Here is a 14,453-nt window from a genome sequence, read left to right on the forward strand (position 1 = left end):
CCGCCGGTCAGTCGACTGCGGCCTCGATGTCGCGGACGACGGACAGCACCGCCCGCCACTGCTCGACCGTCCCGGGCGGCTCGCGGTCGACGGTCCCGGTCCGGTCGGTGATCGACCGTCGGACCGCCTGCGGGTCGTTGATCCGGCGGAGCTCGAGGTCCGGCCCGCCGGCGACTTCGATCGTGACCGTGCCGTACCCGAACGCGGAACCGGTCACCGATTGACTGTACGCCGTGTTCTGTACCTGTGCCAGCCCGACGCGGCGGACCTTTCGGCCGAGCACGCCGCGTTTCGACCAGATCGCTCGAGTCGTGACCACGTAGTCGGTCCGTGTGACGCGGAGCAGTTCCCAGCCGGCGATGCCGACGCCCAGCGGGCTCGCCGCGGCGATGCGCGGGTCGACCGCGGCCGCCGCGAGGAGCGCGACGGCGACGGTCGCGACGCCGACGACGCCCCCGCCGAGCGCCGCCGACAGCCGCGGGCGACCCGTCCACACGACGGTCTCGTCGTCGTGCCGAAACCACCAGTCGCCGGTCATCGGTCCTCGCGCGCCGTCTCCGACGCGGTCCGCTCGGCGCCGACGTCCTCGCCGGTCGCGGTCGGCGTCTCGGCGTCGCCGCCGGCACCGTCGTCGGTGACCGCGGAGCGGATCGCGCGAAGTTCGACGAGGATCTCGGCGAGCACGTCGTCGGCGTCGCCGCCGCCGTCGGCGCTGTCCCGCTTTCCGGCGTCGATCTCCCTGGCGATCAGCTCCTGGACCGACGCCGGGTCCGGAATGCTCCGGAACCGTAGCTCGACGCCGGAGCCGCCGGCGGTGCTGACCTCGACCGACCCGTACCCGAGCGACGAACCGATGGCCGACTGCGAGTAGGAGATGTTCTGTACCTTCTCGAACCCGATCTGTTTCACGTCCCGGGAGAGGATGCCCCGCTTGCTGTAGAGCCCCTTGTTCGTGACGACGTAGTTCGTGTTCTTGTACTGGAGGTAGCTCGCGGCGACGATCGGGATCCCGACGAGGACGAGCGACAGGGGAACGCCGACGAGAAGCGCCGGGACGACGCTGTACCTGTGCGGCGTGCTCGCCCAGCGGATCTCCTCGTCGTCGTCGAGCGACAGCCAGTCGAGGTCGAGGTCGGCGGTGACGCCGTTGCCGGTCTTCGGTTCCTCCTGGAGGGACGGAGACAACATATCCCCCGAAGCGTCGGGAGACGCTAAAACGGTGGCGGAGGCGCACCGATCGGGTCACGCGCGAAGCGGACGACGTGAACGCGGCGACGAACGGTCGCGCGGGAGACGGCGGCGGACGGTGGCGCGACGCGCGGACGGCCCGGAGAGCGGCGTCCGTCTCCGCCGCAGACGCACCTTTTACGTCGCGGCGGGTCGCGAATTCGGTATGATCGACAGGCTGCTCGGGCGCGCCGAGCTGAAGGAGCGCATCGAGGAGTTGGAGGAGGAGAAGAGTCACCTCGAACGCCGCGCCGAGGCCGAGGAGGAGCGGCGGTCCGACGCGGTCGCCGACCGGCAGCGCGCCGAGGAGCGCGTGAACGAGCTCGAACACCGGATCGAGTCGTTAGAGGAGCGGCTGGAGCGCGCCGAGGGGACGGAGGAGACGGTCGAGTTCCGCCGCGTGAGCGACCGCAGCGGCTCGCGGCTGACGGACGCGCTCGAGCGGTTCCGGGCCGTCGAGAGCGACGACCCGGAGGGGTTGCTCACGGCGTATGTGCCGGACGCAGACTCGGTCCCCGCGACCGTGTCGGACTGGCTCGGCGACCGGACGGCGCTCGTCCGGCGGGCCGCGCCCGCGGTCGTCCTCGCCGACGACACGGGCGCGGTGAGCGCCGCGCTGACGCCGCCGGTCGAACCCGAACCGTTCGACCGGTGGAGCGACCGGTTCCGGCTCGACGACGCGTGGTTCCGCCCGACCGGCCGGTTCGCGTTCGCCGTGGTCCGCTCGGACACCTTCGCGGTCGGCACCTACGAGGGCGACGAGCGGGTCGCTTTCGAGGGGTTCACCACCGACGTGAAGGAGGCACACTCGAAGGGCGGCTTCTCGCAGGGGCGATTCGAACGCCGCCGGGAGGGGCAGATCGACGACCACCTCGACCGGGCCGACGAGGCGCTCGCCGCGGTCGCCGCGGGAGAGGACCTCGACCGCGTGATCGTCGTCGGCGAGCGCAGCGTGCTGGGCCGGGTTCGGGACCGCGCCGACGTCACCGACGTGTCGGACGCAACCGGCAAGCCGAAGGGGGCGCTTGACGACGCGTTCCGCGACTTCTGGCGGGTGCGGATCCGCGCGATCTGAACCGGGGACGCCCGTCCGGCGTCAGAACGGGCTCTCAGGCCCCTCGTCGGGATCGCTGGCGGCCGGCTCGTCCGACGCGGGCAGGTCGCCGATTTCCCGCTCCCACGCCTCGATGCCGCCGCGGAGGCTGTCGACGCGCGCGTCCTGCGTCCCCTCGTAGCTGCCGATGAGCTGGGCCGCCTGCTGGCTGGCGACGCCGTGGGGGCAGACGGTGACGATGCGGTCGCCGCCCTCGAGCTCCGCGATCCGGTTCGTCAGCTCCGGGAACGGGATGCACTCGCTGTCGGGGAGGTGCCCTCGGTCGAACGCGCGCCGGTCGCGGATGTCGACGATGCGGAGCGACTCGTCGGGAGAGCTGTCGCCGCGCTCGTCGAGCAGGGCTGACAGCTCTTCGGGGTCGATTTCGCCGTCCATCAGTGGAGCGGGGCGAGGGTGGCCGTGAGCACGGCTCGGTCGTCGGTGTCGTTGCGGGCGCCGTGGACCGCGCCCCGGGCGTTCTCCACCACTGCCGGGGCCGCGAGCGCCTCTTCCTCGCCGTCGCGGATCACCGTCGGTTCCCCCTCCAGCACGTGGAACACGTTCGTGGCGTCCGCGTGCTCGTGGGGGTCGACGGTCGCGTCCGGGCCGAGGACGAACGCCTTCACGAGCGCGTCGTCGGTGACGACGACCTCCGCCGTCTCGACCTCGCCGGGAGCCGGGTCGAGATCGGCGACCGCCGCCGCGTAGCTGTCGAGCGTCATACCCGCACCTCGCGCGGGACGGGGAAAAATCGCGCGCTCGGGGCGGCTCAGTACGTCGGCGACTCCTCGGGCTCGCCGTCACGCGCGTTCGCGACGCGGCCGAGGGTGAAGAGGAGGTCAGAGAGGCGGTTGAGGTAGGTGACGACCGACTCGTTGATCGGCTCCGAGCGCGCCAGGTCGACGACGCGCCGCTCCGCGCGCCGGACGACGGCGCGCGCGTGGTGGAGCGCCGCCCCCGCCTCGCCGCCGCCCGGGAGAATGAACGACCGAAGGGGCTCCAGCTCCTCGTCGAACGCGTCGATGCGCTCCTCCAGCAGGTCGGCATGGTCGGGCTCCACCTGCGGGTCGTCCGGGTCGGGGTCGGGGTTCGCGAGGTCGGCCTGAACGACGTGAAGATGGTTCTGTATCGTCTCCAGCAGCTCGTCGATGTCCTCGTGGCCCGTCGGGCGGACCGTTCCGAGCAGCGCGTTCGCCTCGTCGACCGAGCCGTACGCCTCGATGCGGTGGCTGGACTTCGACACCCGGCTCATGTCCCGGAGGTCGGTCTCCCCCTCGTCGCCGCGACCGGTGTAGATGCTCATGCGAGGGTCCTCTCGACGTAGTCGACGATGTTCGCGCTCTCGGCCATCGTCACGCCGCGACCCTCGTCGACGAGGACGGGGACGCCGCGCTGGCCGCTCACTCGCTTCACCTCGTTCCGGTCGGAGTGGAGCGCTTCCACCCACTCCGTCTCGTACTCGACGCCCGCGTCGTCCAGGGCGTCGGCCGCCTTCTCGCACCACGGACACCCGTCGAGGGCGTACAGTCGAACGCTCATACCGATCGATCGGTCCGCGCGGTCAAGAAGGTGTGCGTCCGACCGCGACGGTGGGGGAGGCCTCGTATCGCAGCCCCGGGCCGCGGGCCGCCCCCTCAGCGATCTCGGTACGACGCCATCGCCTCCCGGTGTGCCTCCGGGATCGGCGTCGGCTCGCCCGTCTCCGGGTCCACGGCGACGAGCGTCGCCTCGGCTTCCGCCGCGACGGCGTCGCCGATCCGGATCTCGTGCGTCATCGTCGCGCTCGACCGGCCGAGATCCGCTATCTCGACGCTCACCGCGACCGCGTCGTCGTCGAGTTCGACCGGTCGCCGGAAGTCGATCGACAGCGACGCCAGCACGGTCGACGCCCCCGAGATGTCGAGGTCGAGGACATCGCGGAAGAAGCGCGTCCGCGCCTGCTCGATGTACGTCGCGTAGACGGCGTTGTTGACGTGGCCCATCGCGTCGATGTCGCGGAACCGAACGTCGATGTCCGCGGTGTAGGTCGCCATATCCGACCCACTGGCGGGGATCGTATGTAGGCGTCGGGATCGGCGTCGACCGCGGCGGCGCCGGGCGCCCCACCAACGTATAAAACCGACACGCGCGTACCGGCGAGACATGGACAACGGCGCGATAGACGACGTCGACAGGGCGATCCTGTACGCGCTCCAGGCGGACGCGCGGAACACGTCGTCCGGGGACATCGCGGAGCGGGCCGGTACCTCGGACAGCACCGTCCGCAAGCGCATCCAGCGGTTGGAGTCCGAGGGCGTAATCAAGGGGTACAGCGCCAGCGTCGACTACCAGCGGTCGGGGTATCCGCTCCGGATGCTGCTCTACTGTACCGCGTCGATACCGGAGCGCGGCGAACTCATCCCCGACATCCTCGCGATCGACGGAGTCGTGTCGGTCCAGGAGCTCGTCACCGGCGAGCAGAACCTCCTCGTCACCGTCGTCGGCGAGTCGGACAGCGACATCACGCCCGTGGCGCAGGCGCTCCTCGACATGGGCGTCACCGTCGCCGACGAGGTCCTCGTGCGGACCCACGAGACGACCCCGTTCGGGCGGTTCGACGCCGGGCGGGACGGGGCGGAGGACTAACCGACGACGCGCTCGACGTCGAGCCCGGTCGCCCGCCGGACGACCGCACGGACCGGGTCCTCCGAGCCGGACAGGTTGTCGGAGTCGCCGTCGAGGACGAGGAGGGCCGCCCGCCGCCCGGGCTCGATCGCCCCGCAGTCGAGGTCGGCGATTTCGGCGCCCGCGGCGGTCGCCATTCGCAACACCTCCCGGTCGGTCACGTCGAACCGCTTCGCCGCCGTCGCCATCTCGCGGAACATTGACGGCTGGTTCAGCATGGCGTTGTCGGTGCCGAGCGCGACGGTGGTGTGGTCGAGCAGCTCCCGTATCGGCGGCGTCCCGACATCGAGGACCGCGTTCGCGCGCGGACAGACGGCGATCGGGACCGACTGGTCCGCGACGCGCTCCAAGTGGTCCGGCTCGGCGTGGACCATGTGAACGAGCAGGTCCGGGTCGTAGTCGAGCGCCGGGTGGATGTCGGTCGCGTCCGGCTCGCCCGCGTGGATCGCGAACGGGCGACCGCGATCCTCGCAGGCGGCGCGCTCCGCGGCGAACTCGTCGTCGTTCGCGCCGGAGGCCCCGTAGCCGTCGGCGACGTCGAGGACCGACGGGTCGCCGCTCCCGAAGATGAACGGGTCGACGCCCGTCTCCGCCGCCGCCTCGCGGAGCGCGCGCGCGCCGGCGGGCCCCGACTCGCGGAAGTCGAGCGCGGAGACCGTGCCGGTCCGACGCATGAACCGGAGCGTCCGCCGCATCGCCGACACCAGTTCGTCGCGGTCGGCGGCCGCCAGCCGCCGGTGCTTCAGGCTGTCCGGCGGCGCGACCGCCTCGTCGAGCGACAGGCCGACCGCGGCCTCCTTCGCGACGGAGTCTCCGAGGTGGGTGTGCGCGTTGACGAACGCCGGCAGCACGATGTCCGTCGAGTCGGTGTCCGTCTCCTCGACGGCGTCGATCCGCCCGTCTTCGACGACGACGCGTCCGCGGACGGGCTCGAACGACTCCCCGACCAGGACGGTCCCTGCGAGTTCTCGCATACCGGTCCTCCGGACTCCGAGCCGATATGGTTTCCTGAGTCGCGACGCCGAACGGGCTCACTTGCGACCGCGGACTCGCCAGGCCCTCCCCCATGAGAGGATAATCATAATGTTCTATAATGCTGTTATTGCGAACGAATTGTGAATACAAACAGCTTTAATAGACGTTATGTTCTCAAAGTGGGTAGACAACGACCGGGTTGCGACTCGACCCGACGGCGGGTCGAGACCGGTCGCGTGGTCGCTCGAACGATGTCAGGACCCACCTCGAAGACGACGGTCGGAGCGCTCCGGAAGACGACGGACTCGTCGTTCGTCTCCGCTGTACTGACGTGGCTCGCGTGGTCGCTGTTCGCCGCGAGCGTCGCCGTCCTCGTCGCCCGACTCCGACTCGGCGCCTCGTGGGAGGTGCCCGGCGCGGTCGCCGTCGACGGACTGACCGTCCTGCTGTGGACCGTCGTCACGTTCTTCAGCGGGATCGTCCACAGCTACTCCCGGCGCTACATGGCCGGGAGCGCCCACGAGACCGACTTCTTCCTCGGGATCTTCTCGTTCACGCTCGCCGTGATGGCGCTCGTCGCGGCCGACCACCTCACGCTGTTCTGGCTGTGCTGGCTGGCGATGGGGCTCTTGATGGCCCGGCTCATCGGGACCGTCGACGGCTGGCCGCAGGCCCGCGCGGCCGCGAGCGTCGCCCGGCGGCACTTCCTCGCGAGCAGCGCGCTCCTCGGCGTCGCCCTATTGACGCTGTGGCGGGCGACCGAGGCGACGACGATCTCGGGTATCGCCGCGAGCGCGGACGGGCTCGGCGGCCCCACGCTGCTCGTCGCCGGGGGCGCGCTCGTCCTCGCGGCGATGATCCAGTCCGCCCTCGTCCCGTTCCACGGGTGGCTGCTCTCCTCGATGACCGCTCCCACGCCCGCGTCGGCGCTGATGCACGCCGGCTTCGTCAACGCCGGCGGCATCCTCCTGACCCGCTTCGCGCCCGTCGTGACGGCCGAAACCGGGCTCATGCTCGCCCTCGTGGTCGCGGGCGCCGCGAGCGCCCTCGGCGGGAAGCTGCTCAAGACCGTCCGGTCGGACGTCAAGGGCGAACTAGGCTGCTCGACCGTCGGGCAGATGGGCTTTATGATCGTCCAGACCGGGCTCGGCTTCTTCGCCGCCGCCGTGACGCACCTCGTGTTACACGGGTTCTACAAGGCGTACCACTTCCTGAGCGCGGGCGACGAGGTCGAGCGCACGGCCCCGACGGAGACCGAGTCGGAACTCGGGGGAACGGGCGTCGCGGGTGCGGCCGTCGTGTTGCTGACCGGGCTCGCCGGCGGCGCGACGTTCGCGGTCCTGACGGGGAAGGGAACGAGCCTCGACAGCGGGCTGCTGCTCGCCGGGTTCGTCACGCTCACGACGCTCCACGCGGCCCGGAGCGCCGTCCGGCAGACCGGTCTGTCGACGGCGGCCCGCTACGGCGCCGTCCCGCTGGTGGCGCTCCCGGCCATCGCCGTGTACGCGCTCGCGTACGAGGCCGTCTCGGGGCTGCTCGCCGGGCTCCCCGTCGTCTCGGCGCCGACCGAACTGACAGCGCTCCACGCGCTCGTCGGCGTCGCCTTCCTCGCGGCGTACGTCGCGATCGAGACCGGCGTCTACGAACGGAGCGAGCGCCTCTACGTCGCCCTGCTGAACGCGGGGCAGCCCGCCCCGGAAACCGTCCTGACCGCCACGGAGGAATACGATGAACGCTGAATCCACCACCGAAGACGACGCAGACGCCATCGGAGACGCTATCGAGACGGCCGCGACCGCCGTCGGGTCGGTCTGGCCGGTCCACTCGTTCGTGACCGCGAACCCCCTCGCCGGCTTCGAGGACCGGCCGTTCGACGAGGCCGTGAGCCGGGCGGCGGACCTTCTCGGCGGCCGCGGCTACCCGCGGGCGGCGACGTTCCGGACGGCCCTCGACGAGGGGCGGATCGACGCCGACCTGCTCGACGAGACCCTGACCGACCGCGGCTACGAGGCCGGTCCCGAAGCCCTGCTGGACCGGCTGGAATCCGCCGAGGGGACGGACGAACCGAGCGACGCCGGCGCCGCGACGCGCCCGGATTCCGACGCCGAGCGCGTCGACCGCGTGTTGACGAAGTGGCTGTCGGCCTTCCTCGACGAGGGGCGGGCCGAGTGGTCGATGCCGAACCGCGAGGCGGGGTTCTACGACGCGTTCCGGTCGGTCGCCCAGCACGACGACGAGATCCCCGATCGGGGGCTCGCAGCCGACCTCCCGGCGTCGCCGACGGCGGCCGTCGAGTCCGCGCTGGAGCCGTATCCCGACGACCGGTGGCAATCGATCTTCGAGGCGCAGTTCGCCGCGCTCCCCGGGTGGACCGGGCTGCTCAAGCGCCGCGCCGACGACGACGGCGCGTGGCAGTCCGCGTACCCGATCACGCTGACCGGGTACCTCGCGGCCCGGCTCGCGCTGGCGGACGCCTTCGGTATCGACCTCGCCCCGCCGGCCGAGTCCGACGGTCCGGTCGTCGACGCGGAGGACGAGATCGCGGCAGCGTTCCTGAGCGCGTGGGAGGCGACGTACCGCGACGCGCTCGTCGAGCGGGTCGCGGCCGAGAGCGAGGCCCGCTACGGCGAGCGCGGGGCCCGCGCGGACGGCGGCGCGTCCGGACGCCCGGACGCCCAGCTGGTCTTCTGTATCGACACGCGCTCGGAGGTGATCCGTCGGCACGTCGAGGCGACAGGGGACTACGAGACGCACGGCTACGCCGGCTTCTTCGGCGTCCCGATGGAGTACCAGGGGTACGACGACGACGTGTCGATCGACGCCTGTCCCCCGATCCTCGACCCGCAGCACCGCGTCGCCGAGGTCCCGACGGACGACGGCGCGCGGGCGAGCCGCGACCGCTGGGCGCGCGCTCGCGAGGCCGCGGGCGAGGCGATCGAGACGCTCCGCTCGAACCCCGCGACCGCCTTCAGCTTCGTTGAGGGCGCCGGCAGCGGCTACGGGCTCGCGCTCGCGGCGCGCACGCTCCTTCCCGCCCGGGTGTACGACCTGCTCTCGACGACCGACGACGCGGTTCCGGGCGATCACGAGTTCTGCGAACCGGGCGTCCACCGGCGGGACGGCGCTCCCGGAGCGCTTCCGACCGGTCTGACTCGCGACGAGAAGGTCGAGTACGCCGCGACCGCGTTCGAGCTGATGGGGTGGGAGGAGTTCGGTCGCCTCGTCGTCTTCACGGGCCACGCGGCCGAGACGGCGAACAACCCCCACGACTCCAGCCTGGACTGCGGTGCCTGCGCCGGCAACCCCGGCGGCCCGAGCGCCCGCGTCCTCGCGGCGATCTGCAACGACCCCGAAGTGAAGACGGGACTGCGCGAGCGCGGCCACGACGTGCCCGACGACACCGTTTTCCTCGCCGCCGAACACAACACGACGACCGACGAGGTCGAGCTGTACGACGGGGACGTACCGGACTCGCACGCGGCGGACCTCGAACGGCTGCGCGCGGACCTCGACGCCGCCCGCGAGGCGGCAGCCGCCGAGCGGGTCGGACCGGCGGGCGAGGCCGACTCGGCCGGACCCGGGGGCGCGGCGGGCGTGCGCGAGGCGGAACGGCGGGCCGCAGACTGGGCCGAGACGCGCCCCGAGTGGGGGTTGGCCGGAAACGCCGGCTTCGTCGTCGGGCCCCGGCCGCTGACGAGCGACCTCGACCTCGACGGGCGCGCCTTCCTCCACTCGTACGACTGGGCGACCGACCCCGACGGAACGGCGTTGGAGGCGATACTGACGGGCCCGATGGTCGTCACCCAGTGGATCAACGCGCAGTACTACTTCTCGACGGTCGACAACGCCGCGTACGGCAGCGGGTCGAAGGTGACCCACAACCCGGTCGGCAACGTCGGCGTCTATCAGGGCAACGGCGGGGACCTGATGACCGGCCTTCCGCTCCAGTCGCTCATGGCCGACGCCGACACGGCGTACCACCAGCCGCTGCGGCTCTCGACGGTCCTCCACGCGCCCGTCGACCGCGTCACCGATATCCTCGCCGACAACGAGGCGGTGGCCGGACTGCTGGACAACGACTGGCTCTCGCTGACGGTCGTCGACCCGACGCGGGACCACCGCGCGTTCCGCTACGAAGAGGACTTAGAATGGACGCCGGCGCCCGCGGCGGCCGAAGCGCGCCCCGGAACGGCGACGACGCCGGCCGTCGCCGACGACTGAGATCGGTTCGCCACGGAACCCGGCGAGCGGAGCAAGCGCGGCCGCTCACGCGACGGCGCCGAGAGCCACGCCTGTTTCGTCTCGATCCGGAAGGACACAGCACGGGGAGAGCGTCCCGCTCGGCGACGCGTTCTCAGCGGGCGGGCGACGGTACGTGGTGGGCGTCCCCGGACCGAGTGATCTCGGTCAGTACAGCAGTTCGTCGTCGTTCTCGATCATGTACAGCGACCGGGCGGCGATGTTGACCGCGTGGTCGCCGACCCGTTCGAGGTCGCGGATCGTGAGGAGCAGCCGCGAGACGTTCTGCATGGTACCCTCCACGTCCTCGTCTTCGCGGAGCTCGTCGCGCTCGATGAGGTCGCGGACGACGAGGTCGCTCGCGGCCTCGCAGGCGGCGTCGACTTCGTCGTCCGACTCGGCGACGGCGTAGCAGCGCTCTGCGTCCGACTCCGCGTACGCGTCCATCGCCTCGTCCAGCATCGCCAGCGTGTCGTCGCCGATGCGCTGGACGTCGACGTCGGGGAACACCTCGCGGTCGGCCCGCTTGGCGTACTCGCCGAGGTTCGTCGCCAGGTCTGCGATCCGTTCGAGGTCGGTGATGATCTTGAACGAGGCCGCGATGAACCGCAGGTCCCCGGCCACCGGCTGCTGGAGCGCGATGAGGTCCGTACACTGTCCCTCCAGTTCGAGGTAGAGGTCGTTGATCTCGGCGTCGCCGGCGATCACCTCTTCGCCCAACTCCTCGTCCTGCTGTTCGAGCGCGTCGAGCCCCATCCGCAGGCGCTCGGCGACGACCTCGCTCATGTAGAGGACGTCGTCGCGGAGGTCTTCGAGCTTCGTCTGGTACTGTTCGCGTGGCATCTTGGCAGATCCGCCACGCCCGACGCACAAAAACACGTCGGCGGCCGGTTCCCGAACGCGGCAGCCGGGCGGTCGACGAATGACCGAGCGGAGCGACGAGGGAGCGGCCGCGACGACACCGACGCGTCGGCAGCGGTCACGACCCCGCGTGACTCGGACGGTACCGGACGGGTTCGGCCGGTGACGGACTGGTTCGACCGGTAGCGGAGCCTCGGTCGAAGCGTTCAAACCCCGCGGCGACGACGGCTCGGATATGCAGAGCTTGGAAGACTTCGTCGTCGACGAGAACGAGGAGGCGCTCGCGCCCGCGGTGGTGCTCGCGACGATCGCGCTCCTCGCGGTGTTCGTCGTCGGAATCCTGGTCTCCGCGGTCGGGCTCGTCGCCTGACCCGTCCCGGCCGTTCGGGCAGGAGGACTCCGTCAGAAGCACCCCCGCGCCACGGCGTTTTTTGTGCCCGCGGCCGGGCGGGACGGTATGGACCGCCGGATACTCGCCGACCTCCTCGGCCGCAACGACGACCACGTCGCCGCTCTCACTCCCGACGTTTTCGACAGCCACCGCGACGGCCAGCGCCCCGGCGTGGTCTCCGTCTGCTGTTCCGACTCGCGCGTGTCACAGGAGGGGATGTTCGCCGTCGACGAGCCGGGGTTCCTCTTCACCTCCGGCGCCATCGGCAACAGCGTGAGCGCGCTCGTTGACGGCGAGCGCGTCCTCGACGGGAGCGTGGCGTACCCGCTCCGGCACACCCACACCGAGGTCCTCGCCGTGGTCGGCCACACCGGGTGCGGCGCGGTCGGCGCCGCGCTCGCGGCGGCGCGCACCGGCGAGTTCCCGGCCGAACCGGGCGTCCGCGCCGCCGTCGAGGCGCTGCTGCCGATCGTCGAGGCCGGGCTCGACGACCCGGCCGTCGTCGGCGAGGGTGACGGCGAGGCGGTCGATGGCACGACCGACGAGGACGCCGAGAGCGATGCCGGTGTCTCGGTCCGCGACCGGCTCGTCGAGTACAACGTTCACGAGCAGGTCGCGTTCGCCCGCGGCAGCGACGAGGCGGCCGACGCGACCGTGTACGGCTTCGTGTACGATCTCCACGGCGTCTACGGCGACCGTGACGGCGTCGCCTACCTCGTCAACGCCGACGGCGAGCGCGACCCGGCGGCGCTGCGCGACCTCGTCGGCGCGTCGCACGACGACCACGTGGTGACACTCCTGTAGCGCGAGGGGCTCCAAGCCGCCGAGATCGGGAGGCACCGGGACGCCAAGGGCGAGGGGATCGCATCCGACAACCGTTTTACGGCGACGCCCGAATGGGGTTCAAATGGACCGACGCGTCCTGTTCGCGACGCTGATCCTGCTGGCCGGCGGCGCGACCGGGGTGGGCGTGGCGCTGTTCGCGTTCGTCGGCGTCGACGACGCCACCACCGAGACGACGATCGTCTGGGAGTCCGGGCCGGCGCCCGGCGACGACGGCAGCGGCGCGGCGGTCGCGACCGTCGACGGCGAGCCGCTCCTCTTCCGCCCCGCGGCCGAGGACGGGTCGCGGGTCGTCCGCGCGACGGCCGTCGGGACCGACGAGACGCCTTGGTCGGTCCCGGTCTCCGGCCCGGACGCGGAGCGCGGCGGCGGGGACGCCGGCGACACGAACGGCTCCGACGGCGACGGCCCGGTCGGCGTCAGCGGGCTCACCGCGGGCACCCTCGCCGGCGACCCGGTCGTCGCGCTCACGACGGCGCCGGGGGAGCTCGTCGTCCTCGACGCCGCCGACGGGACGGAGCGGTTCGCGGTCGACCTCGGCGGTCCGAGCGGGGTCCGCCCCGCGATCGGCGACCTCACCGGCGACGGAAGTCGGGAGGTGGCCGCGGTCACGACCGACGGGGGCGTTCGGGTCGTCGACGCCGCGGGCGACTCGGTCGCCGAGGCCTCGCTGGCGGGCGAGATCAGCCGCCGACCGCTCATCGTCGAACCGGACGCTGAGGCCGACGAGCGGGGCGGACTCGCGGTGCTGACGACCGCGGGCGCCCCCGCGACGGTCCACATGCTCGACGCGAGCGGCGGGACGCGATGGACGACCGAGCCGACCGTGAATCCGCTGAGCTGGAACGCGGCGGACAGCCGGGACGGGCCAGTACTCGCGCTCGGCGGCGCCAACGGGAACATCGAGACGCTGGAGACGAGCGACGGCTCGGACCGGTACGAGGTCGGCCTTCAGGATCTCCCGGTCGCGATCGGCGATGCGGACCCCGGACGGGTGTACGTCGGCGGCTCCGGGAGCGTCTGGGCCGTCGACCTCCTCGACGGCGAGGTCGTCTGGAAACAGCAGTACGGTGCCTCGACCCGGATCAACGAGCCGCGCATGGGCGACGTCGACGGCGACGGCGAACTCGCGCCCGTGGTGGTCAACCGCGACGGCGAGGCCCTCGCGATGACCCAACAGGGCGAGGTGACCGCCCGGGGCGGTCCCGCCGAGGTCGTCGCGTACGGCGGTCCCCTGTTCGCCGACGTCACCGGCGACGGCGGTGACGAGGTGATCGTCGTCGCGGACGACGGGACCGCGATCGCGGTCGACACGTGATTCCGGGAGCGGCGCTCGGCGGCAGTTTATGCCGGCAAGGCAGAGCAAAACCAACCGACTGCGCCGCACTCAGCGCGAATATTCACCGGAAACGCGGTGTGTCGCGTGAGCGGTAGCTCTGTGCGGGATCGGACAGCGGAGAAACGGTAGACGCTCCGCGAGCAGTCGCGTCAGTGAGATTCGTCCTCGTACACCCACGCGGCGGTGTCGAGGTCGTAGTCGACGAGCTCCTCGTCGTCGAAGAACAGGTCGATCTCGCGCTCGTTCGCGCCCTCGTCCTCGTGGTCCGACGCGTGGATCACGTTGTGGCCGAGGTCTAAGCCGAAGTCGCCGCGGATCGTGCCCGGGGCGGACTCGGCGGGGTCGGTCTCGCCGACCATCGCGCGGACCTGCCGGGTCGCGTCCGCGCCCTCCCACACCATCGCGAAGACGGGGCCGGAGGTAATGAACTCGACGAGGCCGTCGAAGAACGGCTTGTCCTCGTGTTCACCGTAATGGTTCTTCGCGAGATCCTCGTCGAGCTGGACGAACTTCCCGGCGACGAGCTTGAGCCCGCGCTCCTCGAAGCGGGAGACGATCTCGCCGATGAGACCGCGCTGGACGCCGTCGGGCTTCACCATCACGAAGGTGCGCTCGTCGTGGTGGCTCACTGCTCGTCGCCTCCGGCCCGGTGACCCTCCTCGGTCCACTCGACGTCGCGCGCCTCGCGGCCGAGGAAGTAGTTCTTCTCCGCCTTCGAGTCGACGAAGTGGAGGATCTGTCCGTCCTTCTTCACGTACATCGTGCCCGTGCCGGGCTCGATCTCCTCACCGCTGTAATCGCAGGTGCGTGTCTCGACCATT

At 71.4% G+C, this 14,453-nt stretch carries 18 protein-coding genes; 7 read left to right on the top strand and 11 right to left on the bottom strand.

The genetic code is table 11. The features are described 5' to 3' along the window. Positions 1 to 7 precede the first annotated feature (7 nt). A complete protein-coding gene (locus EXE52_RS10320) occupies positions 8 to 538 on the bottom strand; it encodes a PH domain-containing protein (protein ID WP_049930800.1) in 531 nt (176 codons plus the stop codon). Further along, positions 535 to 1,188 carry a PH domain-containing protein gene (locus tag EXE52_RS10325; RefSeq protein ID WP_089308605.1) on the bottom strand — a complete coding sequence of 218 codons (654 nt, stop codon included), beginning with the start codon at positions 1,186 to 1,188 and terminating at the stop codon, positions 535 to 537. The genes EXE52_RS10320 and EXE52_RS10325 overlap by 4 nt, the downstream gene beginning before the upstream one ends. 205 nt (positions 1,189 to 1,393) lie before the next feature. Between EXE52_RS10325 and EXE52_RS10330 the strand changes: the two genes are divergently transcribed. Beyond that, positions 1,394 to 2,302, top strand: coding sequence for a Vms1/Ankzf1 family peptidyl-tRNA hydrolase (locus EXE52_RS10330; RefSeq protein ID WP_089308604.1), 909 nt, complete (start codon positions 1,394 to 1,396; stop codon positions 2,300 to 2,302). Between the two features lie 21 nt (positions 2,303 to 2,323). Here EXE52_RS10330 and EXE52_RS10335 read toward each other — a convergent pair whose 3' ends face one another. From EXE52_RS10335 to EXE52_RS10355, 5 genes are all read right to left on the bottom strand, one after another. After that, positions 2,324 to 2,716 carry a rhodanese-like domain-containing protein gene (locus tag EXE52_RS10335; RefSeq protein WP_086215398.1) on the bottom strand — a complete coding sequence of 131 codons (393 nt, stop codon included), beginning with the start codon at positions 2,714 to 2,716 and terminating at the stop codon, positions 2,324 to 2,326. Continuing rightward, complete coding sequence (locus EXE52_RS10340) at positions 2,716 to 3,042, bottom strand: cupin domain-containing protein (RefSeq protein ID WP_049930806.1); 327 nt, start codon at positions 3,040 to 3,042, stop codon at positions 2,716 to 2,718. The genes EXE52_RS10335 and EXE52_RS10340 overlap by 1 nt, the downstream gene beginning before the upstream one ends. Before the next feature lie 47 nt (positions 3,043 to 3,089). Continuing rightward, positions 3,090 to 3,623 (bottom strand): cob(I)yrinic acid a,c-diamide adenosyltransferase, encoded by a 534-nt coding sequence (locus tag EXE52_RS10345; protein ID WP_049930808.1) that lies wholly within the window; start codon positions 3,621 to 3,623, stop codon positions 3,090 to 3,092. Beyond that, complete coding sequence (locus EXE52_RS10350; RefSeq protein WP_049930810.1) at positions 3,620 to 3,859, bottom strand: glutaredoxin family protein; 240 nt, start codon at positions 3,857 to 3,859, stop codon at positions 3,620 to 3,622. The genes EXE52_RS10345 and EXE52_RS10350 overlap by 4 nt, the downstream gene beginning before the upstream one ends. Positions 3,860 to 3,954: 95 nt before the next feature. Next, the gene (locus EXE52_RS10355; protein WP_086219098.1) at positions 3,955 to 4,353 is read right to left on the bottom strand and encodes a thioesterase family protein; all 399 of its coding nucleotides are present in this window, start codon (positions 4,351 to 4,353) and stop codon (positions 3,955 to 3,957) included. Positions 4,354 to 4,462: 109 nt separating this feature from the next. Here EXE52_RS10355 and EXE52_RS10360 point away from each other — a divergent pair, with 109 nt between their 5' ends. After that, positions 4,463 to 4,945, top strand: a complete 483-nt coding sequence (locus EXE52_RS10360; protein ID WP_049930813.1) for an Lrp/AsnC family transcriptional regulator — start codon at positions 4,463 to 4,465, stop codon at positions 4,943 to 4,945. Here the strand turns inward: EXE52_RS10360 and EXE52_RS10365 are convergent. Then, positions 4,942 to 5,958, bottom strand: coding sequence for an amidohydrolase family protein (locus EXE52_RS10365; protein WP_089308603.1), 1,017 nt, complete (start codon positions 5,956 to 5,958; stop codon positions 4,942 to 4,944). The two genes, EXE52_RS10360 and EXE52_RS10365, sit on opposite strands and share 4 nt — an antisense overlap. Positions 5,959 to 6,210: 252 nt before the next feature. On the opposite strand from EXE52_RS10365, the gene EXE52_RS10370 reads away from it, so the two are divergent. Beyond that, complete coding sequence (locus tag EXE52_RS10370) at positions 6,211 to 7,698, top strand: proton-conducting transporter membrane subunit (protein ID WP_089308602.1); 1,488 nt, start codon at positions 6,211 to 6,213, stop codon at positions 7,696 to 7,698. Next, a complete protein-coding gene (locus tag EXE52_RS10375; protein WP_089308601.1) occupies positions 7,688 to 10,180 on the top strand; it encodes a DUF2309 domain-containing protein in 2,493 nt (830 codons plus the stop codon). Before EXE52_RS10370 ends, EXE52_RS10375 begins: the two co-directional genes overlap by 11 nt. A gap of 186 nt (positions 10,181 to 10,366) precedes the next feature. Here the strand turns inward: EXE52_RS10375 and phoU are convergent, their stop codons facing one another. Next, positions 10,367 to 11,041, bottom strand: coding sequence for a phosphate signaling complex protein PhoU (gene phoU / locus EXE52_RS10380; protein WP_049930819.1), 675 nt, complete (start codon positions 11,039 to 11,041; stop codon positions 10,367 to 10,369). 253 nt (positions 11,042 to 11,294) lie between these two features. Between phoU and EXE52_RS19030 the strand changes: the two genes are divergently transcribed. The 3 genes from EXE52_RS19030 to EXE52_RS10390 all read left to right on the top strand — a co-directional run bounded on the left by EXE52_RS19030 (position 11,295) and on the right by EXE52_RS10390 (position 13,611). Beyond that, complete coding sequence (locus EXE52_RS19030; RefSeq protein ID WP_254921774.1) at positions 11,295 to 11,429, top strand: hypothetical protein; 135 nt, start codon at positions 11,295 to 11,297, stop codon at positions 11,427 to 11,429. 87 nt (positions 11,430 to 11,516) lie between these two features. Further along, a complete protein-coding gene (locus EXE52_RS10385) occupies positions 11,517 to 12,254 on the top strand; it encodes a carbonic anhydrase (RefSeq protein WP_089308600.1) in 738 nt (245 codons plus the stop codon). Positions 12,255 to 12,357: 103 nt separating this feature from the next. Then, positions 12,358 to 13,611, top strand: a complete 1,254-nt coding sequence (locus EXE52_RS10390; protein ID WP_089308599.1) for a PQQ-binding-like beta-propeller repeat protein — start codon at positions 12,358 to 12,360, stop codon at positions 13,609 to 13,611. Positions 13,612 to 13,781: 170 nt separating this feature from the next. Here the strand turns inward: EXE52_RS10390 and ndk are convergent, their stop codons facing one another. Both ndk and EXE52_RS10400 read right to left on the bottom strand, forming a co-directional pair. After that, complete coding sequence (gene ndk / locus EXE52_RS10395) at positions 13,782 to 14,261, bottom strand: nucleoside-diphosphate kinase (RefSeq protein WP_049930823.1); 480 nt, start codon at positions 14,259 to 14,261, stop codon at positions 13,782 to 13,784. Next, positions 14,258 to 14,452, bottom strand: a complete 195-nt coding sequence (locus tag EXE52_RS10400; protein ID WP_049930824.1) for a 50S ribosomal protein L24e — start codon at positions 14,450 to 14,452, stop codon at positions 14,258 to 14,260. Before EXE52_RS10400 ends, ndk begins: the two co-directional genes overlap by 4 nt. Position 14,453: the final 1 nt, after the last annotated feature.

The organism is Halorubrum sp. CGM4_25_10-8A (assembly GCF_005435025.1).
Lineage (GTDB): Archaea > Halobacteriota > Halobacteria > Halobacteriales > Haloferacaceae > Halorubrum > Halorubrum ezzemoulense.

Bases quoted from the DNA above. Each gene is read 5' to 3' on its own strand.
- EXE52_RS10390 (WP_089308599.1), top strand. From the start codon at position 12,358: ATGGACCGACGCGTCCTGTTCGCGACGCTGATCCTGCTGGCCGGCGGC.
- EXE52_RS10350 (WP_049930810.1), bottom strand. From the start codon at position 3,859: ATGAGCGTTCGACTGTACGCCCTCGACGGGTGTCCGTGGTGCGAGAAG.
- EXE52_RS10355 (WP_086219098.1), bottom strand. From the start codon at position 4,353: ATGGCGACCTACACCGCGGACATCGACGTTCGGTTCCGCGACATCGAC.
- EXE52_RS10345 (WP_049930808.1), bottom strand. From the start codon at position 3,623: ATGAGCATCTACACCGGTCGCGGCGACGAGGGGGAGACCGACCTCCGG.
- EXE52_RS10385 (WP_089308600.1), top strand. From the start codon at position 11,517: ATGGACCGCCGGATACTCGCCGACCTCCTCGGCCGCAACGACGACCAC.
- EXE52_RS10325 (WP_089308605.1), bottom strand. From the start codon at position 1,188: ATGTTGTCTCCGTCCCTCCAGGAGGAACCGAAGACCGGCAACGGCGTC.
- EXE52_RS10400 (WP_049930824.1), bottom strand. From the start codon at position 14,452: ATGGTCGAGACACGCACCTGCGATTACAGCGGTGAGGAGATCGAGCCC.
- EXE52_RS19030 (WP_254921774.1), top strand. From the start codon at position 11,295: ATGCAGAGCTTGGAAGACTTCGTCGTCGACGAGAACGAGGAGGCGCTC.
- EXE52_RS10330 (WP_089308604.1), top strand. From the start codon at position 1,394: ATGATCGACAGGCTGCTCGGGCGCGCCGAGCTGAAGGAGCGCATCGAG.
- EXE52_RS10340 (WP_049930806.1), bottom strand. From the start codon at position 3,042: ATGACGCTCGACAGCTACGCGGCGGCGGTCGCCGATCTCGACCCGGCT.
- EXE52_RS10320 (WP_049930800.1), bottom strand. From the start codon at position 538: ATGACCGGCGACTGGTGGTTTCGGCACGACGACGAGACCGTCGTGTGG.
- EXE52_RS10375 (WP_089308601.1), top strand. From the start codon at position 7,688: ATGAACGCTGAATCCACCACCGAAGACGACGCAGACGCCATCGGAGAC.
- phoU (WP_049930819.1), bottom strand. From the start codon at position 11,041: ATGCCACGCGAACAGTACCAGACGAAGCTCGAAGACCTCCGCGACGAC.
- EXE52_RS10370 (WP_089308602.1), top strand. From the start codon at position 6,211: ATGTCAGGACCCACCTCGAAGACGACGGTCGGAGCGCTCCGGAAGACG.
- EXE52_RS10360 (WP_049930813.1), top strand. From the start codon at position 4,463: ATGGACAACGGCGCGATAGACGACGTCGACAGGGCGATCCTGTACGCG.
- EXE52_RS10335 (WP_086215398.1), bottom strand. From the start codon at position 2,716: ATGGACGGCGAAATCGACCCCGAAGAGCTGTCAGCCCTGCTCGACGAG.
- EXE52_RS10365 (WP_089308603.1), bottom strand. From the start codon at position 5,958: ATGCGAGAACTCGCAGGGACCGTCCTGGTCGGGGAGTCGTTCGAGCCC.